This window comes from Kineococcus xinjiangensis (assembly GCF_002934625.1).
Classification (GTDB): Bacteria; Actinomycetota; Actinomycetes; order Actinomycetales; family Kineococcaceae; genus Kineococcus_A; species Kineococcus_A xinjiangensis.
Genome location: NZ_PTJD01000001.1, coordinates 35644 through 61111, shown reverse-complemented (window position 1 = coordinate 61111; position 25468 = coordinate 35644). Strand labels below are relative to the sequence as shown.

The 25468-nt window shown below is 75.1% G+C and carries 21 protein-coding genes and 1 pseudogene; 11 read left to right on the top strand and 11 right to left on the bottom strand.

Annotated features, from left to right (window positions below):
• Positions 1 to 115 precede the first annotated feature (115 nt).
• The 3 genes from CLV92_RS00310 (at position 116) to CLV92_RS00300 (ending at position 6283) form a co-directional block, all read left to right on the top strand.
• Complete coding sequence (locus CLV92_RS00310) at positions 116 to 2977, top strand: aconitate hydratase (protein ID WP_281256873.1); 2862 nt, start codon at positions 116 to 118, stop codon at positions 2975 to 2977.
• A gap of 218 nt (positions 2978 to 3195) precedes the next feature.
• Positions 3196 to 5475, top strand: coding sequence for a putative bifunctional diguanylate cyclase/phosphodiesterase (locus CLV92_RS00305; protein ID WP_158257082.1), 2280 nt, complete (start codon positions 3196 to 3198; stop codon positions 5473 to 5475).
• Complete coding sequence (locus CLV92_RS00300) at positions 5459 to 6283, top strand: HDOD domain-containing protein (protein WP_104430808.1); 825 nt, start codon at positions 5459 to 5461, stop codon at positions 6281 to 6283. The genes CLV92_RS00305 and CLV92_RS00300 overlap by 17 nt, the downstream gene beginning before the upstream one ends.
• 37 nt (positions 6284 to 6320) lie before the next feature.
• Here CLV92_RS00300 and CLV92_RS00295 read toward each other — a convergent pair whose 3' ends face one another.
• The 6 genes from CLV92_RS00295 to CLV92_RS00270 form a co-directional block, all read right to left on the bottom strand.
• Positions 6321 to 7088, bottom strand: a complete 768-nt coding sequence (locus tag CLV92_RS00295; protein WP_158257081.1) for a maleylpyruvate isomerase family mycothiol-dependent enzyme — start codon at positions 7086 to 7088, stop codon at positions 6321 to 6323.
• 104 nt (positions 7089 to 7192) lie between these two features.
• Complete coding sequence (locus tag CLV92_RS00290) at positions 7193 to 7942, bottom strand: FadR/GntR family transcriptional regulator (RefSeq protein WP_104430806.1); 750 nt, start codon at positions 7940 to 7942, stop codon at positions 7193 to 7195.
• 25 nt (positions 7943 to 7967) lie between these two features.
• On the bottom strand, positions 7968 to 8780 hold the full coding sequence (locus CLV92_RS00285; RefSeq protein WP_104430805.1) for a 3-oxoacyl-ACP reductase: 813 nt from the start codon (positions 8778 to 8780) through the stop codon (positions 7968 to 7970).
• A gap of 25 nt (positions 8781 to 8805) precedes the next feature.
• Positions 8806 to 10197, bottom strand: a complete 1392-nt coding sequence (locus CLV92_RS00280) for an aldehyde dehydrogenase family protein (protein ID WP_245886265.1) — start codon at positions 10195 to 10197, stop codon at positions 8806 to 8808.
• Complete coding sequence (locus CLV92_RS00275; protein ID WP_104430804.1) at positions 10194 to 11015, bottom strand: gamma-glutamyl-gamma-aminobutyrate hydrolase family protein; 822 nt, start codon at positions 11013 to 11015, stop codon at positions 10194 to 10196. The genes CLV92_RS00280 and CLV92_RS00275 overlap by 4 nt, the downstream gene beginning before the upstream one ends.
• The gene (locus tag CLV92_RS00270; protein ID WP_245886263.1) at positions 10996 to 12408 is read right to left on the bottom strand and encodes a glutamine synthetase family protein; all 1413 of its coding nucleotides are present in this window, start codon (positions 12406 to 12408) and stop codon (positions 10996 to 10998) included. The genes CLV92_RS00275 and CLV92_RS00270 overlap by 20 nt, the downstream gene beginning before the upstream one ends.
• A 273-nt stretch (positions 12409 to 12681) precedes the next feature.
• Between CLV92_RS00270 and eat the strand changes: the two genes are divergently transcribed.
• On the top strand, positions 12682 to 14133 hold the full coding sequence (eat, locus tag CLV92_RS00265; protein WP_104430802.1) for an ethanolamine permease: 1452 nt from the start codon (positions 12682 to 12684) through the stop codon (positions 14131 to 14133).
• A gap of 18 nt (positions 14134 to 14151) precedes the next feature.
• Here eat and CLV92_RS00260 read toward each other — a convergent pair whose 3' ends face one another.
• On the bottom strand, positions 14152 to 14682 hold the full coding sequence (locus CLV92_RS00260; RefSeq protein ID WP_104430801.1) for a hypothetical protein: 531 nt from the start codon (positions 14680 to 14682) through the stop codon (positions 14152 to 14154).
• Between the two features lie 179 nt (positions 14683 to 14861).
• Here CLV92_RS00260 and CLV92_RS22690 point away from each other — a divergent pair.
• Both CLV92_RS22690 and CLV92_RS00250 read left to right on the top strand, forming a co-directional pair.
• Positions 14862 to 15335: pseudogene (locus tag CLV92_RS22690) on the top strand (DUF805 domain-containing protein); the annotation flags it as partial.
• Positions 15336 to 15459: 124 nt separating this feature from the next.
• Positions 15460 to 15765: a hypothetical protein gene (locus CLV92_RS00250; RefSeq protein ID WP_104430800.1), complete on the top strand. Its 306-nt coding sequence runs from the start codon at positions 15460 to 15462 to the stop codon at positions 15763 to 15765.
• A gap of 107 nt (positions 15766 to 15872) precedes the next feature.
• Here CLV92_RS00250 and CLV92_RS00245 read toward each other — a convergent pair whose 3' ends face one another.
• Positions 15873 to 16955, bottom strand: a complete 1083-nt coding sequence (locus CLV92_RS00245) for a VIT1/CCC1 transporter family protein (RefSeq protein WP_104430799.1) — start codon at positions 16953 to 16955, stop codon at positions 15873 to 15875.
• 71 nt (positions 16956 to 17026) lie between these two features.
• Between CLV92_RS00245 and CLV92_RS00240 the strand changes: the two genes are divergently transcribed.
• Positions 17027 to 17974, top strand: a complete 948-nt coding sequence (locus CLV92_RS00240; RefSeq protein WP_104430798.1) for a nucleotidyltransferase domain-containing protein — start codon at positions 17027 to 17029, stop codon at positions 17972 to 17974.
• Between the two features lie 43 nt (positions 17975 to 18017).
• Here the strand turns inward: CLV92_RS00240 and CLV92_RS00235 are convergent, their stop codons facing one another.
• A complete protein-coding gene (locus CLV92_RS00235) occupies positions 18018 to 18569 on the bottom strand; it encodes an NADPH-dependent FMN reductase (RefSeq protein ID WP_158257080.1) in 552 nt (183 codons plus the stop codon).
• Positions 18570 to 18680: 111 nt separating this feature from the next.
• Between CLV92_RS00235 and CLV92_RS00230 the strand changes: the two genes are divergently transcribed.
• Positions 18681 to 19175, top strand: coding sequence for a MarR family winged helix-turn-helix transcriptional regulator (locus CLV92_RS00230; protein ID WP_104430796.1), 495 nt, complete (start codon positions 18681 to 18683; stop codon positions 19173 to 19175).
• A gap of 40 nt (positions 19176 to 19215) precedes the next feature.
• Here CLV92_RS00230 and CLV92_RS00225 read toward each other — a convergent pair whose 3' ends face one another.
• On the bottom strand, positions 19216 to 19464 hold the full coding sequence (locus CLV92_RS00225) for a hypothetical protein (RefSeq protein WP_104430795.1): 249 nt from the start codon (positions 19462 to 19464) through the stop codon (positions 19216 to 19218).
• Positions 19465 to 19904: 440 nt separating this feature from the next.
• On the opposite strand from CLV92_RS00225, the gene betT reads away from it, so the two are divergent.
• The gene (gene betT / locus CLV92_RS00220) at positions 19905 to 21902 is read left to right on the top strand and encodes a choline BCCT transporter BetT (RefSeq protein WP_104430794.1); all 1998 of its coding nucleotides are present in this window, start codon (positions 19905 to 19907) and stop codon (positions 21900 to 21902) included.
• 100 nt (positions 21903 to 22002) lie between these two features.
• Here the strand turns inward: betT and CLV92_RS00215 are convergent, their stop codons facing one another.
• The gene (locus CLV92_RS00215) at positions 22003 to 22797 is read right to left on the bottom strand and encodes a CDP-alcohol phosphatidyltransferase family protein (protein WP_104430793.1); all 795 of its coding nucleotides are present in this window, start codon (positions 22795 to 22797) and stop codon (positions 22003 to 22005) included.
• Between the two features lie 297 nt (positions 22798 to 23094).
• Here CLV92_RS00215 and CLV92_RS22685 point away from each other — a divergent pair, with 297 nt between their 5' ends.
• Both CLV92_RS22685 and CLV92_RS00205 read left to right on the top strand, forming a co-directional pair.
• Positions 23095 to 24429: a methyltransferase gene (locus CLV92_RS22685; protein WP_104430792.1), complete on the top strand. Its 1335-nt coding sequence runs from the start codon at positions 23095 to 23097 to the stop codon at positions 24427 to 24429.
• A 91-nt stretch (positions 24430 to 24520) separates the two neighbouring features.
• Positions 24521 to 25462 (top strand): CPBP family glutamic-type intramembrane protease, encoded by a 942-nt coding sequence (locus CLV92_RS00205; protein WP_104430791.1) that lies wholly within the window; start codon positions 24521 to 24523, stop codon positions 25460 to 25462.
• Positions 25463 to 25468: the final 6 nt, after the last annotated feature.

Here is a 25468-nt window from a genome sequence, read left to right as displayed (position 1 = left end):
TCCCCGTGATATCTTGACGTCGAGACAACTGCTGGTGAGCGGACGGGTCGGATGCGGCAGGATGGCCCGGACCGGACGGTCGGCAACGACGCGGACGACGAGTGAGGAGCTCAGGGTGAGCAGCCAGAACAGCTTCGGAGCTAAGGCTAGCCTAAGCGTAGCGGACCAGGAGTACCAGATCTTCCGCCTCGCGGCGGTCGAGGGCGCCGAGCGGCTGCCCTTCAGTCTCAAGATCCTCCTGGAGAACCTCCTGCGGACCGAGGACGGCGCCAACATCACCGCCGACCACATCCGCGCACTGGCGGGCTGGGACCCGCAGGCCGAGCCGGACACCGAGATCCAGTTCACGCCCGCGCGCGTGATCATGCAGGACTTCACCGGGGTCCCCTGCATCGTCGACCTCGCCACCATGCGCGAGGCGGTCGCCGACCTCGGCGGCGACCCGACGCGCATCAACCCGCTGGCCCCCGCCGAGCTGGTCATCGACCACTCCGTGATCGCCGACGTCTACGGCACCCAGGACGCCTTCGAGAAGAACGTCGAGATCGAGTACGGCCGCAACAAGGAGCGCTACCAGTTCCTGCGCTGGGGCCAGACCGCCTTCGACGACTTCAAGGTCGTGCCCCCGGGCACCGGCATCGTCCACCAGGTCAACATCGAGCACCTGGCCCGCGTGGTCTTCGAGCGCGAGGTCGGTGGGGAGCGCCTGGCCTACCCCGACACCCTCGTCGGCACCGACTCCCACACCACGATGGTCAACGGCCTCGGCGTCCTCGGCTGGGGCGTCGGCGGCATCGAGGCCGAGGCTGCGATGCTCGGCCAGCCCGTCTCCATGCTCATCCCCCGCGTGGTCGGGTTCAAGCTCAGCGGCTCCATCCCCGCCGGCGCCACCGCCACCGACGTGGTGCTGACCATCACCGAGCTGCTGCGCCGCCACGGCGTCGTGGGCAAGTTCGTGGAGTTCTACGGCGAGGGCGTCGGGGCGGTGCCGCTGGCCAACCGCGCCACCATCGGCAACATGAGCCCGGAGTTCGGCTCCACCGCGGCGATCTTCCCCATCGACGACGTGACGCTGGAGTACCTGCGCCTGACCGGCCGCTCCGAGCAGCTGGTCGCCCTCGTGGAGGCGTACTGCAAGGAACAGGGCCTCTGGCACGACCCCAGCCGCGAGGCGCAGTACTCCGAGTACCTCGAGCTGGACCTGTCCACGGTGGTCCCGAGCATCGCCGGCCCCAAGCGCCCGCAGGACCGCATCGAGCTGACCTCGGCCAAGGAGGCCTTCCGCACGGCGCTGGCCGACTACGTCAGCGACGACGTCACCGGCACCGACGACCGCAAGCCCGGCGTTCCGCAGCAGGGCACGCCCTACGGCGTCGAGTCGGCCGCCGACGAGGCCTCGGCCCAGTCCTTCCCCGCCAGCGACCCGGTCCAGCCGAGCGGGAACGAGGCGGAGGACGCCCCGCACGTCGTGACCGACGCCGACGCGGTGAGCGGGCGCCCCCGCAAGCGGGTGCCGATCACCATGTCCGACGGCACGCAGACCGAGGTCGACCACGGCGCCGTGGCCATCGCCTCGATCACCAGCTGCACGAACACGTCGAACCCCTCCGTGATGATGGCCGCCGCGCTGCTCGCGAAGAACGCCGTCGAGCGCGGCCTCACCGCGAAGCCGTGGGTCAAGACCTCGCTCGCCCCGGGCAGCAAGGTCGTCATGGACTACTACGAGAAGGCGGGGCTGATCCCCTACCTGGAGAAGCTCGGCTTCCACCTCGTCGGCTACGGCTGCGTGACCTGCATCGGCAACTCCGGCCCCCTGCCGGAGGAGGTCTCCGCCGCGGTCCAGGAGAACGACCTCGCGGTGACCGCGGTGCTCTCGGGCAACCGCAACTTCGAGGGCCGCATCAACCCGGACGTGAAGATGAACTACCTCGCGTCCCCGCCGCTGGTCATCGCCTACGCCCTCTCCGGCACGATGGACTGGGACGTGGAGAACGACCCCATCGGGACCGACTCCGAGGGCCGCGACGTCTTCCTCCGCGACATCTGGCCGGACTCCACCGAGGTCGAGCGCGTGATCGGCGAGGCCATCACGCAGGAGATGTTCGGCAGGGGCTACGCCGACGTCTTCGCCGGCGACGAGCGCTGGCGCTCGCTGCCCACCCCCGAGGGCGACACCTTCGAGTGGGACGCGGACTCCACCTACGTCCGCAAGCCCCCGTACTTCGACGGGATGCCGGCCCAGCCCACCGACGTCACCGACATCACCGGCGCGCGGGTGCTGGCCCTGCTGGGTGACTCGGTCACCACCGACCACATCTCCCCGGCCGGTTCCATCAAGCCGGACAGCCCCGCCGGCCGCTACCTCGCCGAGCACGGCGTGGCCCGCCACGACTTCAACTCCTACGGCTCGCGCCGCGGCAACCACGAGGTGATGATCCGCGGCACGTTCGCCAACATCCGGCTGAAGAACCTCCTGCTGGACGGCGTCTCCGGCGGCTTCACCCGCGACTTCACCGCGGGCGGCGAGCAGACGACGATCTACGACGCGGCGCAGCACTACGCGGAGCAGGGCATCCCGCTGGTCGTCCTCGGCGGCAAGGAGTACGGCTCGGGCTCCTCGCGCGACTGGGCGGCGAAGGGCACCGCGCTGCTCGGCGTCCGGGCCGTGATCGTGGAGAGCTTCGAGCGCATCCACCGCTCCAACCTCATCGGGATGGGCGTCCTGCCCCTGCAGTTCCCGGCCGGGGAGACCTCGGCCTCCCTCGGCCTCGACGGCACCGAGACGTTCGACATCAGCGGGATCACCGAGCTGAACTCCGGGGCCACGCCCCGCACCGTCCACGTGACGGCCACGAAGGAGGACGGCGCCGCGGTGGAGTTCGACGCGGTCGTGCGCATCGACACCCCCGGTGAGGCGGACTACTACCGCAACGGCGGCATCCTGCAGTACGTGCTGAGGTCGCTGGTCCGCGCCTGAGCGCCCCACCCGGGTCCCCACCCGGTCCGGCCCGGCCCCCACCCGCGGAGGTTCCCCGCGGGTGGGGGCCGGGCCGCGTGCGCCCGGCGCGGACACCCCCGACCGCCCCCCGGGGCCCTCCGGTGGTACGGCAGTCAACTTCCGCCGCCGGATGCCGATGAGAGAACGACACCGCTGGAGCAGACAGCGGTGCGGTGCGGCTCGAGGGGGTGGGGAGCGTGGACGAGGTCGTCGCGTCCGCTCTCGTGCACCTCGCCTCCGCCGTGGACCTGCCGCTGCTCGTCGTGGCCACTTCCGAGCGCGGTGCCCCCGCCGTCCGCTGGGCCAACGGCGCGGCCGCGACCCTGCTGGGCCGCGAGGTCAGCCAGCTCGTCCACACCCAGCTCGACGGCATCCTCGAACCCGCCGACGGCATCGCCGCCTCCGACCGGCTGCGCCGGGAGCGGTCCGTGCGCTGGCCGGTGCAGGCCCGCCACGCCGACGGCTCCACGCAGCGCGTCGACGCCATCGCCTCGCCCACCCCCGGCGCCTCCCGCGGTCTGCACCCGGACGAGCAGTGGTGGGCGGTGCGCATCGAGAGCCCCGCCCCCGTCGGCCGGGAGCGCACCCAGCGCGTCGAGGACCGCTTCGCCGCACTGTCCACCCGCTCCCCGGCGCCCACGGTCGTCTCCGACGTCGGCGCCCGCCTCGCCCACGTCAACGACGCCTTCGCCAGGCTGCTGGAGGCCCCCGCCGAGGAGCTGTGCGGCACCGCATGGCTGGAGCACGTCCTCCCCGACGACCTCGCGGCACTGCTGGACTGCGTCTCCACCGCGCTGGAGGGCCAGCACGCCGAGGCCGACGTGCGCCTGCGCCAGCGCAGCGGCCACATCCGCTGGGCCCACGTGACGCTGGCCCCCGCCAACAGCCCCGGGCAGGCTGCCGGTTTCGTCGGCACCGTCGAGGACGTCACCGAGCGCCTCGCGCAGGAGCACCGCCTCGCCTACCAGGCCCGCCACGACCTCCTCACCGGTCTGCCCAACCGCGCGGCGCTGACGGAGGCGCTCACGGCCGTGCTGGCCCCGGCGCCCCGCCGGCGCGAGGAGCAGCTGGCGGTCCTCCTGCTCGACCTCGACGACTTCAAGGTCGTCAACGACGGCCTCGGCCACGAGTGCGGGGACTCCCTGCTCATCGAGGTCGCGCACCGCCTCTCCGCCGTGGTCCGCGGCGACGACGTGGTGGCCCGCCTCGGCGGCGACGAGTTCGTGCTCCTCTGCCGGGGCCTCGACGGGCCCACCGGCGCGTCGGTGGCCGCCCAGCGCATCATCGACGCGGTCTCCATCCCGGTCGACGTGCAGGGGGTGCGGGTGCGCCCCTCCGCCAGCATCGGGATCGTCGTGCTGGACGCCACCCACGTCACCGCCGAGCAGGTGCTGCGCGACGCCGACATCGCCATGTACTCGGCGAAGTCGGCGGGCAAGGACCGCTTCGCGGTGGCCGACGCCGACGCCGTGGCCGAGGCGCGCCGGTCCCTGCGCCTGGTCGCGGACCTGCGCCAGGCCCTGGCCCAGCGCACCCTCGACGTCGTCTACCAGCCCGTCGTGCTGACCGGTGACCCGCAGGCCGGTGAGGACCAGATCGTGTCGCTGGAGGCGCTGTGCCGCTGGCGCCACCCGGAGCTCGGCGCGATCTCCCCTGCCGTGTTCGTGCCGCTGGCGGAGCAGAACAACCTCGTCCCCGCCCTCGACGCCCACGTGCTGCACGTGGCCTGCCGCGACCTCGCCGCCTGGCGGGAGCGCCTGGGTGAGCGCGCCCCCGCGACGGTCGCGGTCAACTTCTCCGCGGTGAGCCTCGCGGTCCCGGGTCTGGCCCGGCGCGTGCAGGAGACCGTGGAGGCCGCCGGCCTGCAGGTGCGCGACCTCTGCCTGGAGATCACCGAGACCGCGGTGCTCACGGACACGGCCGCGTGCAAGGAGGCGCTGGAGGAGCTGCGCCGGCTCGGCGCGAGCGTCGCCGTCGACGACTTCGGCACGGGGTACTCCTCGCTGACGTACCTCCGGGAGCTGCCGGTGGACCACCTGAAGGTGGACCGCAGCTTCATCAAGGACCTCTGCTCGGACTCGGCCCGCAGCGCGCGGGCCGTCACGACGGCCGTCGTGGCGCTGGCCAGGGCTCTCGGCCTCGGCACGATCGCCGAGGGCGTGGAGACGACGGACCAGGCGGCGGTGGTGGCCGAGCTCGGCTGCGACGCCGCGCAGGGCTACCTGTACTCCCACCCGCTGGTGGCCAGCGAGATCCTCGAACTGCTGCTGCGGGGCGGTCCGCTCCCGCACGCCGCGGCACCCGCGCCGTCCTCCACCGCACCGTCCTCCGCCACGCCGTCCCCGGCCGCGCAGGCGGCGCTGCCGCGCCCGGCGGGGCCGCCCGACGCGCGTCCTGCCCAGCACCTGACCTCGATTTCCGCCGCAGGGGCGGGAACCCCACACACGGAGGTGGCGCCAAGTGCAGCTCACCGCTGACGGTTCCGCGGCAGCAGCGGACGTCCTGGGTCGCATCGCGACCGCGCTGGACGACCTTCCGGCGCAGCGCCCGGTCGCCGCGCGCGTCATCGGGGCCGCCGACGACCTGCGCAGCTCCGCCAAGACGCTGGGGGAGGTCGTCTCCTACGACCCCGCGCTCACCGCGAAGCTCATGCGCCTGGCGAACTCCGCCTACTTCGGGCTGCGCGGGCGGGTCTCCAGCCCCTCCTTCGCCGTCACCGTCGTGGGCTTCTCCACCGTCCGCAGCCTCGCGGTCGCGGCGATGGCCGGCCTGGACGACGAGAGCGCGCTGCCGGAGCGGTTCTGGGAGCGCAGCCTGCTCTGCGCCGTGGCCTCGGGCGAACTCGCGCCCCGGCTGGGGGTGCGTGCACCCGACGCCTTCGGCCTGGGGCTGCTGGCTCGTCTCGGCCAGGCGCTGCTGCACCGCTGCGACGACGGCTACCGCGAGCTGGTGGCCTCCTCGCCGGACCGCGCCGATCTCCTGGTGGCGGAGTCCCGCGCCTACGGCGTGACCCACGTGCGGTTGTCGGCGGAGGCGCTGGCGTCGTGGGGGTTCCCCGCCGACATGCCGGAGGGCCTGCTGCAGGTGGCCCGTGGTGGTGTGTCCGTGCCGCTGGCGGCTGCGGTCAGCGCGGGCATCGAGATCTCCGAGCGGATCGTCAACCCCGAGCACCGGCGTGCCGCCGTGGAGCGGCTGACGGCGGGGCGCTGGCGCGAGGCCGAGATCGAGCACCTGTGCAGCGTGGTCACGGCGCAGTCCGAGGAGCTCAGCCGACTCCTCGCCTGAGGTCGCGGCGTACGGCGAGGGGCTCGGCGCGAGGGGCTCAGACGGTGGCCGCGGCCAGCGCCCTGCGCAGGGCGTCGACCTGTCCGCGGTCGCCGCCGACGCGCAGGGCGGCGGCGTCCCCGCGGCCCCACGCCCACAGCAGCAGCGCGCCGGGCGGTCCCTCCAGCACAGCCGGGGCGTCACCGGCAGGCCCGCCCACCTCGGCGCGCAGGCCGTCGACGCGGACGTCCCAGCTCCGCCCGGCGGCGTCCGGTCCCGTCGTGCGCACGGCCACGTGGGCGGTGAGGTCGGCGGGCAGTCCCGCTCCCGGCCCGTCGAGCGGCAGCCAGACCGGCAGGAACGCCGTGAGCACCTCGTCGACCCCGTCCGCGGCGAGCTCCCCGTCGACGTCGGCGCTCAGGCCCGCGGCCTGCTCCACGTCGACCCGGTGCACGAGGGTCTCCTGAGCCATCCGCCGCTGCCAGAAGCCGATCGTCGCGTCGGGCGGCCACCACGACCAGGCCGGTGCCTCGGGGTCGCCGCCGACGGCGGCCAGCACGGTGCCGAGAGCGTCGTCCAGCCAGGGCAGGAGGGCGGCGTCGTCGTCCGGAGCGGGTGGCACCCCGTCCTGGGGGGCCCGCCGTCCGAGGCGGACGGAAGCCGCCTTGTGCAGGTAGACCTCCCCGAGGTGGCGCAGCACGTCGGCCACGTTCCACCCGGGGCATCCCGGGACCGGGCGGTCCAGGGCGCCGGGGGCGAGGGCGACGATGCGGGCGGTGTCGGCGCGCAGGGCGGACAGGTAGCGGGAGGCCTCGAGTCTCGGCACGGCCACAGCCTGCCCGACGGCACCGCCGCGGGCGAGGGGATTGCGACGCACCGCCCGGACCTCGCCGCCCGGCCCCCGCCGCCGGACCTCGTCGGCGGGGGCGCTCAGCTGAGGAAGCCCCGCAGCAGGGCGGCGCTGCCCTCGACGTGCTCGACCATCGCCGCCCGCGCCCGCTCGGGGTCGGCGGCCAGGACCGCCGCGACGATGCTGCGGTGCTGGGCGTTGGAGTGCTGAAGGTTGACGCTCAGCAGGGGGATGCGGTCGAGCAGGGCGTTGAGCCGGGTGCGGGCGTCGGCGACGGCGGCCACGAGCGAGGGGGAGCCGCTGGCCTCGGCCAGGGCCAGGTGCAGCCGGGAGTCGCAGCGGCGGTAGTCGCGCGCGTCGGCGCTCTCGGCCACGCGCAGGTGCCCGTCGAGCTCACGGCGCTCGGCGGCCCGCAGCTCCCGGCGGGCCGCCACCTCCACCGCGCCGACCTCCACGACCCAGCGCAGCGCCAGGACGTCCTCCACCTCCTCCGCCGTCGGGGCGGGAGCGGTCCCGGCGGACGGCGGTGGGGAGTCGCGCACGAAGGTGCCGCCGGTGCGGCCGCGGCGTGCCTCGACCCACCCGGCGGCGTGCAGCGCGGCGAGCGCGTCGCGCAGCGTCGCCCGGGACACGCCCAGCTGCAGGGCGAGGTCCCGCTCGGCGGGCAGCCGGTCCCCGGGGGGCACGAGCCCGAGCCGGATCGTCTGCAGCAGCCGCTCGACGGTCTCCTCGAAGGCGTTGCCGGTGCGCAGCGGACGCAGGATCACGGGCTGCGGGGCCGTCGCCCGGGGCGCGGGCGCTCCCACGGCCTGCCCCGGGTCACCCGTCATCGCCGCCACCTCCCCGACGGTGCGCTCAGAGGGGGGTGACGTAGGCGCTGGAGATGCCGCCGTCGACGAGGAACGTGGAGGCGGTGATGAACGAGGCGTCGTCGCTGGCGAGGAACGCGACCGCGGCGGCGAGCTCCTCGGCCTCGGCGAAGCGGCCCATGGGCACGTGGACGAGGCGGCGCGCGGCCCGCTCGGGGTCGGCCGCGAACAGCTCCCGCAGCAGCGGCGTGTTCACGGGGCCCGGGCAGAGCGCGTTCACGCGGACGCCCTCCCGCGCGAACTGCACGCCGAGCTCCCGGCTGAGGGCGAGCACGCCACCCTTGGAGGCGGTGTAGGAGATCTGCGAGGTGGCGGACCCCAGCACCGCGACGAAGGAGGCGGTGTTGATGATCGAGCCGCGGCCCTGGGAACGCATGTAGGGCAGCGCAGCCTTGCAGCACAGGTACACCGAGGTCAGGTTGACCTCCTGCACCCGCCGCCAGGCGTCGATCCCGGTGGTGAGGATGGAGTCGTCGTCGGGCGGGGAGATGCCGGCGTTGTTGAAGGCGATGTCGACGGAGCCGTAGGTGCGCTGCGCCGCGGCGAAGAGCGCCTCCACCTCGTCGGCGTCGGTGACGTCGGTGCGCACGAACAGGCCGCCGACCTCCTCGGCCGCGGCCTTGCCGGCTGCGTCGTCGACGTCGGCGACGACGACGGAGGCGCCCTCGGAGGCGAGGCGGCGGACGGTGGCGAGCCCGATGCCGCTGCCGCCGCCGGTGACGACCGCGACCCGGCCGGGCAGGCGACGCGACGTGGGGGTCTCCGGCGCGCCAGCGGCGGAGGTGGGGTTGTCGGTCACGGCTGGTGCCTCTCGTCCGGCGGGGTCAGTCGGTGGAGATGAAGACGTTCTTGACGTCGGTGAAGGCGTCGAGAGCGCGCGGGCCGAGTTCGCGGCCGAGGCCGGACTCCTTCACCCCGCCGAAGGGGGTGCAGTAGCGCACCGAGGAGTGGGAGTTCACGGACAGGTTCCCGGCCTCGACCGCCCGCGAGACGCGGATCGCGCGGCCGAGGTCGCGGGTCCAGATGGAGCCCGAGAGCCCGTAGCGGCTGTCGTTGGCGATGCGCACGGCGTCGGCCTCGTCCTCGAACGGGGTGACGGTCACCACCGGCCCGAACACCTCCTCGGTCGCCACACGGACCCTCGGGTCGGGGGCGAGCACGACGGTCGGGCGGAACCAGAACCCCGGACCGGCCGGTGCGGTGCCGGTGAAGGCCACCTCCGCGCCGCCGAGCGCGTCGTCGGTGAGGAAGGAGGCGACGCGCTCGCGCTGGGCGGCGGAGATCAGCGGCCCCATCTGGGCGTCCGGCGTCCTCGGGTCCGCCACCCGCACCGCCTTGACGGCCGGTTCCAGCATCTCCAGGAAGCGGTCGTGGACGCTGCGCTGCACGAGGATGCGGGAGCGGGCGCAGCAGTCCTGCCCGGCGTTGTCGAAGACCCCGTCGGGGGCGGTGGCCGCGGCGCGCTCCAGGTCGGAGTCGGCGAAGACGATGTTGGCGCTCTTCCCGCCCAGCTCCAGGGTGACGCGCTTGACGTGCCGGGCGGCGCCGGCCATCACCTGCCGGCCCACGGCGGTCGAGCCGGTGAAGACGATCTTGCGCACGTCCTCGTGCTCCACCAGCCGCGCCCCCACGACGGAGCCGCGCCCGGGCAGCACCTGGAGGACCCCTTCGGGGATGCCAGCCTGCAGGGCCAGTTCCGCCAGCCGCAGCGCGGTCAGCGGGGTCTGCTCGGCGGGTTTGAGCACGACGGTGTTCCCCGCGGCCAGGGCCGGGGCGATGCTCCAGCCGGCGATGGGCATGGGGAAGTTCCACGGCACGATGACGCCCACCACGCCGAGGGGTTCGTGGAAGGTGACGTCCAGGCCGCCGGCCACCGGGATCTGGTCGCCGAGATGGCGCTCCACCGCCCCGGCGAAGTACTCCAGCACGTCGCGGACGTTGGCCGCCTCCCAGCGGGCCCCCGCCAGCGTGTGCCCGGCCTCGCTGACCTCCAGCGCGGCGAGGTTCTCCGCGTCGGCGTCGACCGCGTCGGCGAAGCGGCGCAGCAACCTCGCCCGGTCGGCGGGGGCCACGGCACTCCACCGCCGGAACGCCGCCGCGGCCCGCGACACCGCCCCGTCGGTGGCGGCGGTGTCGTGCAGGGCGACGGTGGTGAACACCTGCCCGGTGCTCGGGTCGACCAGCTCGTGCACCGCCTCCGACGTTCCCGTGCTCACCGGACCCCCTCCTCGACCCGCTGTCCGCGCCCGTCGGCACCCGTCGTCCCGCGCCGGCGGGCGGCGTCGACGACGGCGGCGAAGAGGCGCACGTCGCGCTCGTCCTGCTCGGGGTGCCACTGCACGCCCACGCAGAACCCCGCGCCGGGGTCGGCGGCCTCCACGGCCTCCACCGTGCCGTCGGGCGCCCGGGCCGCCACGCGCAGGCCCTCGGCGAGGCGGTCGACGGCCTGGTGGTGGTAGCAGCGCACCTCCACCTCCTCGCCGAGCAGCCCGTGCACCCGCGAGCCCGGTTCGGTCCGCACCGTCGTCGACGCGAAGACCGCGGGGGAGACCTGGTGGCGTGGGCTGCCCAGCACGTCGGGCAGGTGCTGGTGCAGCGTCCCGCCGAGGGCGACGTTGAGCACCTGCGCCCCGCGGCAGATCCCCAGCACCGGCAGCCCGAGCGCCAGGGCGCCGCGCAGGAGGGCGATCTCGCTGTGGTCGCGCTCGGGGGAGGGGCTGCCGGTGCTGGGTGCCGGCTGCTGGCCGTAGCAGGCGGGGGCGACGTCGGCGCCGCCGGTGAGGACGAGGGCGTCGAGGTCGGCGAGCTCCTCCGGCGACCACGCCGGCGCACCGGGCCCGCAGGGGGGCAGCAGCACGGGGCGGCCACCGGCGGCGCGGACGCCGTCGACGTAGGCGGCCGGCAGCAGGGCGGACACCACGTTCCACACCCCGTGCCGGCTCGCCTCCAGGTAGGTCGTCAGCCCGATGAGCGGCCGCCGCCCCGGAACCGGTGGCGAGCAGCCGCCCGCGGCGTCAGAGGCGTTCGAAGCCACGGGCCCGCTCCCAGTCGGTGACGGCGGCGTCGAAGGCCTCGACCTCGACCTGCGCGGCGCGGGTGTAGTGGTCGACGACCTCGTCGCCGAACGCGTCGCGGGCGATGCGGGAGGCGGAGAACAGCTCCGCGGCCTCCCGCAGGGTCGTCGGGACCCGCTCGGCGTCGCCGGTGTAGGCGTTGCCGCGCGTCGGCTCCGCCAGCTCCAGTCCCTGCTCGACGCCGTGCAGCCCGGCGGCCAGCAGCGCGGAGACCGCCATGTACGGGTTCGCGTCGCCACCGGGCACGCGGTTCTCCATGCGCAGGGAGGGGCCGTGACCGACGACGCGCAGGGCGCACGTGCGGTTGTCGTAGCCCCAGGCGACCGCGGTGGGCGCGAAGGAGCCGGCGGCGAAGCGCTTGTAGCTGTTGATGTTGGGCGCCAGCAGCAGGGTCAGCTCGCGCAGTGCCGCGAGCTGGCCGGCGAGGAACGAGCGGAAGAGCGGCGACATCTCGGTGCCGTTCCCCTGGGCGAAGACCGGCAGGCCGTCGGCGTCCGTGAGGCTGAGGTGGATGTGGCAGGAGTTCCCCTCGCGCTGGTCCACCTTCGCCATGAACGTCAGCGACATCCCCTCCTGGGCGGCGATCTCCTTCGCCCCGAGCTTGTAGACGGAGTGCTGGTCGCAGGTCGTCAGGGCGTCGGTGTAGCGGAAGGCGACCTCGTGCTGGCCGAGGTTGCACTCGCCCTTGGCGGACTCCGTGTACAGCCCGGCGCCGTCCATCTCCCGCCGCAGCCGCCGCAGGACCGGCTCCACCCGGCCGGTGCCGAGGAGGGAGTAGTCGATGTTGTAGCCGTTGGCCGGGCGCAGGTCCCGGTACCCGGCGGCCTGCGCCTGCTCGTAGGTCACGCCGAAGAGGTTGAACTCCAGCTCCGTCGCGGCCATCGCCCGCAGCCCCCGGCCGGCGAGGCGGTCGAGCTGGTGGCGCAGGACCTGACGGGGGGAGGGCGCGACGGGGTCGCCGTCGAGGGTGAGGACGTCGCAGAGGACGAGGGCGGTGCCCGGGTGCCAGGGGATGCGCCGCAGCGTGGCGAGGTCCGGGCGGAGGAGGAAGTCGCCGTAGCCGCGGTCCCAGGAGGTGATGTCGTAACCGCCGACGGTGTTCATCTCCACGTCGACGCCGAGCAGGTAGTTGCACGCCTCGGTGCCGTGCTCCAGCACCTCCTCGAGGAAGTAGCGCCCCGTCACGCGCTTGCCCTGGAGCCGGCCCTGCATGTCCGTCATGGCGACGAGGACCGTCTCGACGCGCCCGGAGGCGATGTCGTGGCGCAGGTCCTGCAGGGACAGCGGTGCCGTCGCGGCCGGGGTCTCGACGACCTGGGGCGGGGCGGTGTCCTGCGTGCCGGTGGGGCCCACGGCGTCCTCCTCCGAACGACGGCATCGGCCCGCCCCTTTGGTTCGACGGCGGACCATTTGGCCGCATCGAAGTCCTCACGCAGCGTCATGTCAAGACCGTTGACGGCTGCGGCGCGGGGCGGCATGCTCGGCGGCCCGCTGGATAAGGACCACCGACGATCCATTCCGCCGGACTGCGCTGCCCCCGCGGGCACGGTCCGGCTGCACCGTCCGAGAGCGCCACCCGGTACTGGGCTCCGCCGGCACCGGGCTCCACCTGGTTCGGAGGACCGCATGAGTACGCAGCGACGCTCCACCCCCTCCCGCGCCGGCTACGAGCGCGTCTCCGACGACTACCTGCAGCAGCGGCAGCTGCGCCAGGGCGCCGCGGGCTGGCTCCTGCTGGCCGGTCTGGGCGTGGCCTACGTCATCTCCGGGGACTTCTCCGGCTGGAACCTCGGGCTCGCCGAGGGCGGCTGGGGTGGCCTGCTGATCGCCTTCCTGCTCATGGGCCTGATGTACACGTGCATGGTGTTCGGGCTGGCGGAGATGTCCTCGGCGATGCCGGTGGCCGGGGCCGGCTACGGCTTCGCGCGCCGCGCGCTCGGTCCGCTCGGCGGCTACGCCACGGGCGTGGCGATCCTCATCGAGTACGCCATCGCCCCGGCGGCCATCGCCACCTTCATCGCCAGCTACGTCGAGGCGCTGCAGCTCTTCAGCCTGCCGAGTCCCTGGCCGGTGTACCTGGCCTGCTACGCCCTCTTCGTCGGCATCCACCTGTGGGGCGTGGGGGAGGCGATGAAGGTCATCTTCGGGATCACCGCCCTGGCGGTCGTCGCCCTGCTGGTGTGGATGGCCGGGATGATCGGCCACTTCGAGGTGGCGAACCTGTTCGACATCGCGCCCACCGACGCCGCCGGGGCCTCGGAGTTCCTGCCGATGGGCTACGCCGGGGTGATCGGCGCGTTCGTCTACGGCATCTGGTTCTTCCTCGCGATCGAGGGCGTCCCGCTGGCGGCGGAGGAGTCGCGCAACCCGCGCCGCGACATGCCGCGTGGCATCATCGCCGCGATGCTGGCGCTGCTGGTCTTCGGTGCCGGCGTGCTCCTGCTCGCCCCCGGCGCGGCGGGCTCCGCCGCCATGCAGGACTCGGGCAACCCCCTGCCGGAGGCCGCACGCATCGCCCGCGGCGAGGACAGCCTGCTGGCCGGTTTCGTGAACTGGGTCGGCCTCGCGGGTCTGGTCGCGAGCTTCTTCTCCATCGTCTACGCCTACTCCCGCCAGCTCTTCGCGCTGTCGCGGGCCGGGTACCTGCCGCGCTGGATGTCGGTCACCGGCCGGCGCAAGACGCCGTACCTCGCACTGCTGGTGCCCGCCGCGATCGGTTTCGTGCTGGCTGCGTGGACGCAGGACGGCGGCCTGCTCATCAACATCGCCGTGTTCGGGGCGACCGTCTCCTACGTCCTGATGAACCTGTCCCACATCGTGCTGCGCCGCCGGGAGCCGGACCTGGAGCGCCCGTACCGGACGCCGGGCGGCACGGTCACCACGGGCATCGCGCTGGTCCTGTCGGCCATGGCGGTCGTCGCGACCTTCTTCGTGGACGAACGGGCGGCCGGCATCACGGCGGCGGTGTTCGTCGCCTTCCTCGCCTACTTCTGGTTCTACTCCCGTCACCACCTGGTCGCCAGCGCCCCGGAGGAGGAGTTCGCCGCCCTGCAGGAGGCGGAGTCGGGGCTGAAGTAGCCGCGCCGCCGCCCGCCGCTACGGCATCTCCATCCGCTCGGCGCGGGCGATCTCGGCGAACGCCGCGCCCAGCGCCGGCGCCAGCCGCCGGCGCGAGCGCGAGAGCAGGTCGGCGAGGAGGAGCGGGGCGAGGAAGGCGACGGCGGCCGGGGGGACGGGGCGGGGAGCGGGCCAGGACTCCTCCTCGTCCGCCGCGGGCGACGGGGTGTCGGGGTGCACGCCGAGGGCACCGGCGAGGAGGACGACGAGGGCGTAGGGGTCCACCTCCGGAGGGGCGGGGGTCCACGTCGCGGTGCCGCGGGCGCAGCGGTGCACGGCCTCGCGCAGGTCGTCGGCGTCGATGCCGTCGGGGTGCAGCTCCTCCAGCAGCGAGCGGACCACCGAGCCGAGCAGCAGGCGGACGTGCTCCGGCTCGGCCGTCGCGAGCCGGGCGACGGCCTCGGCGTAGCGGGGGGTGTCGCCGGCCTCCGCCGCCCGCACGCTGGCGGTGATGGCGTCGGCCAGCGCCTTCGCCGCCGGGGGCAGGGCGCTGCCGGGGTCGTGGGCCATGCACCGAGGCTAGTGCTGCGGCGCGATCCCGCGCCGGTCCCGGGTGCGGCGACGGCGTGGAGGGGACGGACGTCCGGAGTCGCTGGAGTTCCGCCGCCCGCGCCGGAGACCGCCAGAGGAGATCGATGGACCCCGTCACGGCCGTGCGCAGTGTCCTGTCGCAGTAGGCCCGGTTCCGCGGTCGTGCGCGCCGCTCGGAGTTCCGGTGGTTCTACTTCTTCTCCTACGTCGCGTTCCTCGCCGTCGTCCTGGTGGGCCAGTTCTTCGCGACGCTCGCCGGCATGGCGGGGCCGGGTAGTGCCGTCGTCGACGTCGTGGAGGGCGTGGGCGGCCTGGCCCTCCTGGGTGTGATCCTGGGGTTCGTGCTGCCGAGCCTGGCGGTGACCGTGCGGCGGCTGCAGGACACCGGCCGTTCCGGGTGGTGGATGCTCATCTCGGCGGTCCCCCTGGCCGGGCCGATCGTCCTGCTCGTGCTCCTCGCCCAGGACAGCGAGCCCGGCCCCAACCGCTTCGGCCCCTGCCCCAAGTTCGGCGGGGGCTGGACGGGCGGTCCCCGCGGTGGTCCGTACGGCGGCCCCTACGGTCAGGTCCCCGGAGCCCCGTACGGCGGTCCCTACGGTGAGGCCCCGGGCGGTGACGCCGGGAGCCGGTGAGCGGCGCGCCCGGTCCCACCCGCCGACGCCGCCGTCCAGGACGTCCCCGAGGTCGCGGGGACCCGGTCCCCCCTCGTCACGACGCCCCGTCCCGCCGGGTGGGCGCAGGGCGTAGCGTGCCGCCATGGCCATCCCCACCGCACTGATCACGGCAGGCGCTCTCGTCGGAGGCTGGCAGGTCGCGCGGCGCACGGGCGTGCGCCCCCTCGGCGGGGTCGTGCTCGCCGCCGGGGGAGTCCTCGCGGGGCGTGAGTGGGCGAGGACCACCGACCCGGTGACCACCGCGGGGCTCCTCGGCGTCTACGTCGCCGCGTTCGGGCTGTCCCACCCGCTGGCCAAGCGGATCGGCGCGTGGCCCTCCGTGCTCGCGGTGTCCGGCCTGACCGGTGCCGCCTCGCACGTGCTCGGGGACCGGCGCGCGCGGCGCTGAACCGCGCTCGCGGATCAGCCGGCGACGAGGACCACCACCGCGGGCATCCGCAGGAGCGGCAGCGCCGGGGTGCGCTGGGGGCGGGGCATCGCGCGCCGTTCGCGTCCTCAGCCGACGGTCGTGCCGAACAGCAGGCCGAGGCAGTACGTGGCCGCGGCCGCCCCGAGGCCGACGGCCAGTTGCCGCAGCGCCCGGCGCAGCGGCGGGGCGCCGGAGAGCAGGCCGACGACCGCGCCCGTGCAGAGCAGGGCGAGACCGACGAGGACCACCGCCACCACCGTGGCCGCCGCGCCGGTGAGCCCGAGCAGGTAGGGCAGGACGGGGACGACGGCGCCCGAGGCGAAGAACGCGAAGCTGGACAGCGCCGCCCCCGTGCCGGTGCCCACGGCCTCGTGCTCCTCGGCGTCTCCCCTGCCCGTCGCGGCGGCGAGGGCGTGGTCGCGCAGCACGTCGGCCGCGTGCGCCTGGGCGTCCTCCGCAGACATGCCGCGGGCGCGGTAGACGAGGGCGAGCTCGTTGGCGTTGACGTCGAGGAACGGCAGCGCGGCCTGCGCCTGTGGATCCGGGTTGGAGGCCTCCAGCAGTTCCCGCTGGGAGCGCACGGAGACGTACTCGCCCGCCCCCATCGACAGCGCCCCCGCCAGCAGTCCGGCGAGGCCCGCCAGCAGCACCGTGCGGGTCGAGGCGCCGGCGGCACCCATGCCCATCACGAGCGAGAGGTTGCTCACCAGCCCGTCGTTGGCGCCGAAGACGGCCGCGCGGAAGGTGCCGGAGAGCCGGTTGCGGCCGCGGATCGCCAGGCCGCGCACGACCTCGCCGTGGATCCGCTCGTCGGCGGCCATCGCCTCGGTGGCGTCGGCGTCCCCCTCGTAGGGCGAGCGGGCCTCGGCGCGCTGGACGAGGGCGAGGACGAAGACGAAACCGAAGTGGCGGGCCAGGAAACCCAGCACCCGGCTGCGCCGGTCCGCGCGCCGGGGAGCTCCGGCGCGGTCGCCCAGGAGGTCCTCCCAGTGCGCCGCGTGGCGGTCCTCGGCGTCCGCCAGGGCGAGGAGGATGGCGCGCTCCTCGCCTCCGCGCCGGGCCGCGAGGTCGCGGTAGACGGCGGCCTCGGCGCGCTCGTCGGCCAGGTACTGCCGCCAGCGGCGGACGTCGGAGGCCGCGGGGTCGCGCGCGTCGTTCACGGTGGCCATGGTCCCACGCCGCCCGGGCGCCGGCGGAAAACCACCGGCGATCTTGCGGTTCTCCCTGCCACAGTCGCCGGATGCGCACGGACCTGCTGAACCCCGACGAACTGCTCGCGAGCGACGGCGCCGCGGCGACCGCGCCCGGCCGTCGCGGCGTCGGGGAGGTGCGGGGACCGCGGGAGCTGCCGCGCGGCTACGCGCACCCGCACGCGTCGGAGGAGGCGCGCCGCATCGCGGAGGACGGGCTGGTGCTGCGGGCCCAGGTGGGTTCCGGTGTCCACGGCACGGCGGTGAGCGGGCAGGACGACCGCGACGAGATGGGGATCTGCCTGGAACCCCGCGAGTTCGTCACGGGTCTCGCCCGGGTGCCGGCGGGAACGTCGGCCACCTCGCGGCGCGCCGAGTTCGAGCAGTACCAGCGGCACACGGCCTGGGATCGCGACGGTGGTCTGCGCAACCGTTCCGGCGCAGGGGATCTCGACGTCGTCGTGTACTCCGCGCGCAAGTGGGCGCGGCTGGCCCTGGCTGGTAACCCCACCGTCCTGCTGCTGCTGTTCGTGCCCGATGAGGAGGTCGTCTACCGCGATGCGGCCGGCGCGGAACTGGTGGAGAACGCCCACCGGTTCGTCTCCCGCCTGGCGGCGCAGCGGTTCCTCGGCTATCTGCGCTCCCAGCGCGCGGCGATGACCGGCTCCGCCGGGGCGCACACCAACCGCCCCGAGCTGGTCGCGGAGCACGGGTACGACACGAAGTTCGCCATGCACGCGCTGCGGCTGGGTGTGCAGGGCGTCGAACTGCTCACGACCGGGCGCATCACCCTGCCCGTTCCGCAGCCGGCGCGGGAGCGGTTGCGCGCGGTCCGGCGGGGCGAGGTTCCGCTGGAGCAGGTGGTGCGCGCGGTGGCCGCGGCCGAGGAGCGGCTGGAGGCGCTGCGGCAGAGCCCGGCCGTCCCGGCCGAGCCCGACCGTGCGTGGGTGGACGACTGGCTGCACCGTGCGCACGCGGCCTACTGGGCGCGGGGCTGATCAGGCACGCGGCTGTCGGGCCGGGACCGCCGCCGAACCCTCCTCAGGCGGCGGTCTCGGCCCCGTCCGCGGGTGCGGCGAGGTCGAGCGCCGCCTGCAGGAGCGGTGCGAGTTCGGCCCGGAGCTCCGGGAGCCCCTCCGTGGTGAGGCGCTGCCCCGCCCGGGGCACGCTGAGCCCGCCACCCACCACGCGGGCGCCGATGGTGCCGAGCAGCGCGGTGAGGTGCGCGAGCGCCCTGGTGCCGCCGCGGGGGCCGGGCGCGGCGGTCAGGGCGAGCACCGGCTTGCCGATGAGCGCGGAGGCGCCGTGCGGGCGCGAGAGCCAGTCGAGGGCGTTGACGAGGACGCCCGGAGTCGTCCCGTTGTACTCGGGGGAGGTGATGACGACGACGTCCGCGCCAGCCACGGCGGCGCGCAGGCCGGACACCTCCTGCGGCACGGCGGCGGCCTCGACGTCGGCGTCGTAGAACGGCAGGCGCGCGAGGCCGGCGTCGATGCGGACGTCGTGGCCGGGCAGCGAGTCGGCGACGAGGCCGGCGAGGCGGGTGTTCAGGGACTCGGCGCGGGTCGAGCCGGACAGGACGAGGATGTCCACGATCTCCTCCAGGAGCGGTGCGCGGCCGGGCGGCCACGGCTACCATCTGCTTAGCCGATTAAGGATCGACCTGGAGGTTAGTCGGCTAACGACCGTGGGGCAAGGGGCGAGATGGACCACCGCGATGCCGAGGCGATCAACGCCGCGATCCGCACCGTCGGCATCCGCCACCGCTCGCGCGCAGCGGCCCTGCTGGCCGACGTCGGGCTGCACCCCGGGCAGGAGACCCTCCTGCTGGACCTCGACGTGCACGGACCGCGCACCCAGGCGCAGCTCGCGGTGGCCTCCGGCTGCGAGCCGCCGGTCGTCACGGTCACCGCCCGCAAGCTCGAAGCCGCCGGGCTCATCGCGCGCCGGCCCTCGACCACCGACCGCCGCGCGACCGTGGTGGAGCTGACCCCGCGCGGGCGCGCAGTCGTGGAGGAGGTCCGTTCGATCTACCAGCGCCTCGCCGAGGAGACGGTCGCCGGGCTGCGCCGCACCGGGGCGCGCGAACTCCTCGACGTCCTCACGGACCTGGCCGGGAGCCTCTGCCGGGGGCGGGAGGGCTTCTCCTGCGACGGCTCGCAGGAGACGCCGCCCGCGAACGGCGGCGGGGCGGGCTGAGGGCCCGTCCCGCCGCCTCGGCCGTGGAGCCGGCGCGACCTCAGCGCCGGCGCATCGCGTACTGGCGCGGGGACCGACCCCGTGCCCGCGGCCCGTGCTGGAGCACTGCTGCCGGCCCGGTCCCGCCGGTGGCGGGACCGGTGCGGTGCGCTGTCCCTGCGGGCGGTGCCGCCCCGCCGGACACCTCCCGCAGGTCGACGACCAGCGGCCGCGCGGGGACGGTCACGGCGGCACCGAGTGCGCCGCCGAGCACGGCCGGATCGAGGGCGGGTGTGGGGATCTCGGGCATGGAGCCTCCGGGGGATGTAGGGGCAGCGCCACCGCGCGCGGCGCTGCGGTTCGTCCCGGCACCCGGTCGACGGGTGGCGCGGTGGAGGGATCGCACCGGCCCGCGAGGGCCGGCGTCCGGTGGGGTGGTCACACCGGCGGCGCCTCGGCGGAGAGCCTCGGCGCGGCTGCGCCTCAGGAGATCATGGGCTCGACGGTAGCCAGGCGGCGCGCGGCACCGCCACGGGTTTTCCGCCGACGCCTCCGAGCGAGTCCGCGCGGTCCGGCCGTCGGAGGTCGCCGCCCGGGGGTGCTGCGGCGGGCGCTCGCCGGCTCCTCGGTGCCGCCGCCGCGCCCGGCCCGCCCAGCTCGCGCACCGGGTCCGGAAGGGGCCCGCTGGTAGCCTCCGCCGGACCCGGAGGCGGGTCAGTCCGCAGCACGACGAGCAGTGGAGACACCCTCATGAGCGAGCGATCTGTCCGTCCCGGGGCCGCCGGCCCCGCCACGTCGGAGTCGGTGGTCAAACGCCCCGTGTTCCTCGGATCCGCGGTCGGGGTGCTCCTCATCGCGGGCTGGGCGCTGGCGGCACCGACGCGCGCGGCGGAGACGATCGGCGTCCTCGTCGGGTGGGCCGCGGAGTGGTTCGGCTGGTTCTACATCCTGCTGGCGACCGCGGTCCTGGTCTTCGTGGTCTTCCTCGGGGCCTCCCGCTACGGGCGGATCAGGCTCGGCCCGGAGCACTCCAAGCCGCAGTACTCCACCTTCGCGTGGGCGTCGATGCTCTTCGCCGCGGGCATCGGCACGGACCTGATGTTCTTCGCCGTCGCGGAGCCGGTCACGCAGCTCCTCGCCCCGCCGGTGGGTGAGGCGGGCACCGCGCAGGCCGCCGGGGACGCCACGATGTGGACGCTGTTCCACTACGGCATCAGCGGCTGGGGCATGTACGCGCTGATGGGCATGGCGCTGGCCTACTTCGCCTACCGGATGAACATGCCGCTGGCGATCCGCTCCGCGCTCTACCCGATCTTCGGCAAGCGCGTGCACGGGCCGATCGGCCACGGCGTCGACATGGCCGCGGTCCTCGGCACGATCTTCGGCGTCGCGACGTCTCTCGGCATCGGCGTCGTCCAGCTCAACTACGGCCTCTCCGTGCTCTTCGGCATCCCCGAGGGCCGCGGGGCGCAGATCGGCCTGATCGCGCTCGCCGTCGCCATGGCCACCGTCTCCGCCGTCAGCGGTGTCGACCGCGGGATCAGGCTGCTGTCCCAGGTCAACGTCCTGCTCGCGGTGGGCCTGGCCGCGTTCGTGCTGCTCCTCGGCAACACCAGCTTCCTGCTCAACGCGCTGGTCTCCGACGTCGGCCGCTTCGTCTCCCGCTTCCCCGGCCTGAGCCTGGAGACCTTCGCCCACGACGGCGCGGGGGAGTGGCTCAGCGGCTGGACGCTGTTCTTCTGGGCCTGGTGGATCGCCTGGTCGGCGTTCGTGGGCCTGTTCCTGGCCCGCATCTCCCGCGGGCGCACGATCCGCCAGTTCGTCGCCGGAACGCTGATCATCCCGTTCAGCTACATCGTCATGTGGGTGTCGATCTTCGGCAACAGCGCCCTGGACCGGGTGCGCGGCGGCGACGCGGCCTTCGGGGAGCTCGCCATGAACACCCCCGAGCGCGGCTTCTACACGCTGCTCATGGAGTACCCGGCCTTCCCGTTCGTCGCGGCGATCGCGACGTTCGTGGGCCTGCTCTTCTACGTGACGTCGGCGGACTCCGGCGCGCTGGTCATGTCCAACCTCTGCTCCGACCTGAAGAGCCCCGAGGCCGACGGCAGCGCCCGGCTGCGCATCTTCTGGGCGGTGGCCACCGGCCTGCTGACGGCGGCGATGCTGCAGGTCGACGAGGGCCTGGGCGTGACCGCGCTGCAGAACGCCACGATCGTGATGGGCCTGCCCTTCGCCTTCGTCATGGTCCTCGTCATGGTCGGGCTGCACCGGGCGCTGCGGGCGGAGACGCGGGCGGCGGCGGGCACCTTCCAGTACCTGCCGGGTCGCCTCGGCCGCCCGCGCCTGGCCGCGCTGCCGGGACAGGGCCCGGCGCAGGAGTACCTCGACGAGGTGGCGCTGCCGGCACTGCGGGCCGTGGCCGAGGAGGTCCGCTCCCAGGGCGTCGAGGCGCACGCGGACTGGGCCGACGCCGGGCCCGGCGAGCGCGCGGTGGAGCTGCACGTGGCCGTCGCGGGCGACGAGCCGTTCCGCTACCGCATCGAGCGCCGGGACGCCCCCCTGCCCGGCCAGGCGTTCCGCTCGGCCACCGAGGGCCCGACGTACCCGCGCCTGGAGGTTCACCTGAGCGGGGAGGGCCAGGGCTACGACGTCCGCGGGTTCACCCACTCCCAGCTCGTGGACGACGCCTTCGACCAGTACACCCGCCACGTGCAGTCCCTGCGGGTCGGTCAGCTCAGCGGCTGAGCACCGGCACCGCGCAGAGCGGTGGCGAACGGCGAACGGGCCGGGCAGGAACCTCCTGCCCGGCCCGTTCGCCGTTCGTGCGCCTGTGCCCTGCGGACCCTCAGCCCTCCGCGGGGGCGGTCGCGGCGTCGGCCTCCGCCGGCTCCGGCCCGGGCCGCTTCAGCGCGGCACGGGCCCGGTAGCTGGCCCGCGCCAGCGTGAAGTAGAGGCTCACCACGACGTAGTAGACGAGGTAGCTCAGGGAGAGCGCCACGACGAGCGGGTGCGGGTCGGGCATCTGGAGCAGCAGCACCGCGTAGGTGACCAGCCACACCACCGTCAGCACGAGGCTGGGGGTGCGCAGGGCGTTGGTCCGCGAGGGGTACAGGTACCCGATCGGCACGAAGACCAGCACCGAGCAGACGATCAGGATGGTCGCGACCACGGCGGGACCGAGGTCCAGGACGATGGCGTAGAACGCCACCACGTTCCAGTAGCTGGGGAAGCCGAGGAACAGGTGGTCGTCGGTCTTCGCGTCGACGCGGCAGAACTGGTAGCTCGACGCCAGCAGCGGGATGATCGCCAGCGCCATCCCGGGGGCCCCCGACGGCAGCCGCCCGTCGCTCCACAGCAGGAGCATCGGGGCGAAGGCGTAGGTGAGGTAGTCGACGATGTCGTCGAGCTTGGCGCCGTCGAACCAGGGCAGGTGCTCGCGCACCCGCAGCCGGCGCGCCAGCATCCCGTCGGTGCCGTCGATGACGAGCGCCGCGAGGCCCAGCCAGAGGGCGAGCATGGCGTCGCCCTCGAAGGCGGCGAGCACGATCAGCAGCGCGAGGGCCGAGCCGCTGGCCGTGTACAGGTGGACGGCACCGGCCCCGAGACGCTGCCGTCCCGAGGAGGGTGGTGAGCCGACCACGGTGTCCGGTGGCAGTGCTCGAGTGCTGATGTCGCCACCCCCGGGGCTGGTCCTGTGCGTGTGGCGGCGCGTGGCCGCGAGCCTGTCGATGGGGACGAACGCTACCCTCCCGCAACGGCGCGTGCTCCGGATCGCCGCACGGCGGGCGGTCGTGGCGCACCCGTTCGGGGGACGCGCGCGCCGCCGAGGCACCCGTCCGCCGGCGCCCCTCCCGGCTCGGCTCCAGGGCGCGGCCGCCGCCGGTACCGTGGCCGGGCACGGACGTCGTGCGTCCTCGACCTGCCGGAAGAAGCTGACGTGGGAACCCCTCGCCGTGTCCCGGGCCGCGCGCCGCAGCGCCCCGCCCCCTCCCGCAACGGTCGCGGCACCGGTGGTGGCGGCACCGGTGGTCGCGGTGCGGTGCCCGAGCGGCGCGGCGCCGGCGCCGATGGTGGCCGCCGGCGGGACCGGACCCAGCCCGAGCGGACCCAGCGCGAGCGGCCCCAGCCCGAGCGGACCCAGCGCGAGCGGCCCCAGCCGGCTCGCGCCCAGTCGGCGCGGAGCGGGGCGGCCCGCAGCCAGCCGGCCCGGGTCTCCGAGCCCTCCGTGCACCGGCTGGAGCTCGTCCACCTCCCCGGCCTCGCCGACGTGGTGCGCGGGGAGCTCGCGGAGCTGCCCGCGGTGCGCCGGGTCCGGGCCGTCCCGGGCCGCGAGGACGCCCTCGACGTGGAGTGGTCGGGGGGCCTGCGCGGTGCGCTGCGGCTGCGGACCGTGGTCGCGCCCTTCCTGCGCCTGCACTTCGACGTCCCCCGGCCGCGCTCCCTGCTCAGCGGCGAGCACTTCCCCCGCCTGCTGACGGCGCTGCGCACCGCCCGCGACCTCGACCCCGCCACCCCCGTGCGCTCCTTCCGCTTCGACGCGGCGGGGCGCGACTCCACCGTGCTGCGGCTGCTCGCCGACCAGATCACCGCCGCCGCCCGCCTGCGCCACGACCCGGACGACGGGGCGGTGGTGATCCGCCTGCGCCGCGGTGGCGAGGGCTGGGACGTGCTGGTCCGCCTCGGGGCCAGGCCGCTGTCGGCGCGGGCGTGGCGCCGGGTCGGCCATCCGGCTGCGGCGAACGCCACCGTGGCCGCCGCGATGACCCGGCTCGGCGGCTGCGCTCCCGGCGACCGGGTGGCCAACCTCATGTGCGGCTCGGGGACGCTGCTGGTGGAGCGGCTGCTGGCCGGCCCGGCGGCGCTCGCGGTGGGGGTGGACGCCTCGGAGGAGGCCGTCGCCGCCACCCGCGAGAACCTCGCGGCGGCCGGCCTCGCCGAGGGTGCCCGGCTGGTCGTCGCCGACGTGGAGTCGCCGGAGTGGGCCGCCGAGGGTCCGTTCGACCTGCTGCTGGCGGATCCGCCCTGGGGCGACAAGGCCGGCCGGCACAGCGAGAGCGAGCAGGTCCACCGCCTGCTGCTGAGCCGCGCCGCGGAGGTGGCGGCCCCCGGCGCCCGGCTCGTCGTGCTCACCCACGAGATCCGGGTCATGGGCCGCTGCCTGCGCGAGGCGGCGGCGTCGTGGGGGCTGGTGTCCGAGCTCAGCGTCTTCCACAAGGGCCACCACCCGCGCATCTACGTGCTGCACCGGCAGGCCGCGCCCCCGCGGTCCTGAGGCGCCCGGCTGCTCCGCCGCCGCCGCAGCGGAGCAGCCGGGTCCGGCGGGGGCATTGCCGCCCGCGCGGCGGGGCTGTCACGGTGGTGGGGTGCAGACCCCGCGCGCGCAACGGGCCACCGGCCTGGGCCGCGCCCTGCTCGGGGGAGGGGTGCTCGCCCTCGGCAGCGGCTGCGCGGCGGCCCTCACCGCCGCCGCCGGTGGCGCCGACGCCGGGTTCTGGCGCCGACTGCCCCCCGCGGCGCTGTGCACGGTGCTGGTCGTCGCGGCCCTGCTGGCGCTGCGGCGCCGGCGCGCGCGTGCCGGTGCGGTGCGGGGCGGCGCCGGCCTGGGCTCCGGCCTCGGCCTCGACGGGGGTGTGCGGCTGCTGCGGGCCGTCGCGCTCGGCGGTGCCGTGGTGCTGGCGGCGGGCGCGGCGGTGCTCGTGCCGGCGGCGGCCGGTGGGCTGCTGCGCTGGGAGGGCGCCGCCCTGCCCGCCGACCCGCCCGCCGCGGCCCGCCTCCTGGTGGCCGAGGCGGTGCTCGTGCTGCTGCTGCGGGTGCTGCCCGCGGAGGTGGCGCTGCGGGGCTACGCGCTGACCGCCCTGCGCGAATCCGGAGCGGGGCGCGGCTGGGCGGCGGTCCTGGCGACCACGGTGTTCGTGCTCGCGCCGTCAGCGTCCTCCGCGGTGGAGCGTGCCGTGCTGGGGTTCCCGCCGGTCCCCGTGGGGGCGGTCCCGGGAGGCTGGGAGCCGCTGACCCAGGCGCTGCTGCTGGCCCTGCTGGGCCTGGTCCTCGCCGCGGCGCGCTACGCCACGCGGGAGGAGTCGCTGGGGACGTGCATCGGCGCGCACCTGGCCCTCCTGCTGCTGCTGCGGGTGGTGGCCGGTGCCGGTGGGGGGACGGGCGCGGTGGCCGCTTCACCCTCGGCGCTGCCGCTCGTGGCGGCGACCCTGGTGGCGGCGGGGCTGGTGTTCGTCCTCCTGCACCGACGCGCCGTGCGCGGCCCGGCGCGGGTGGCCGGGCCGGTGGCGGTGCTGCCCGACGCGGCCTGAGGCCGT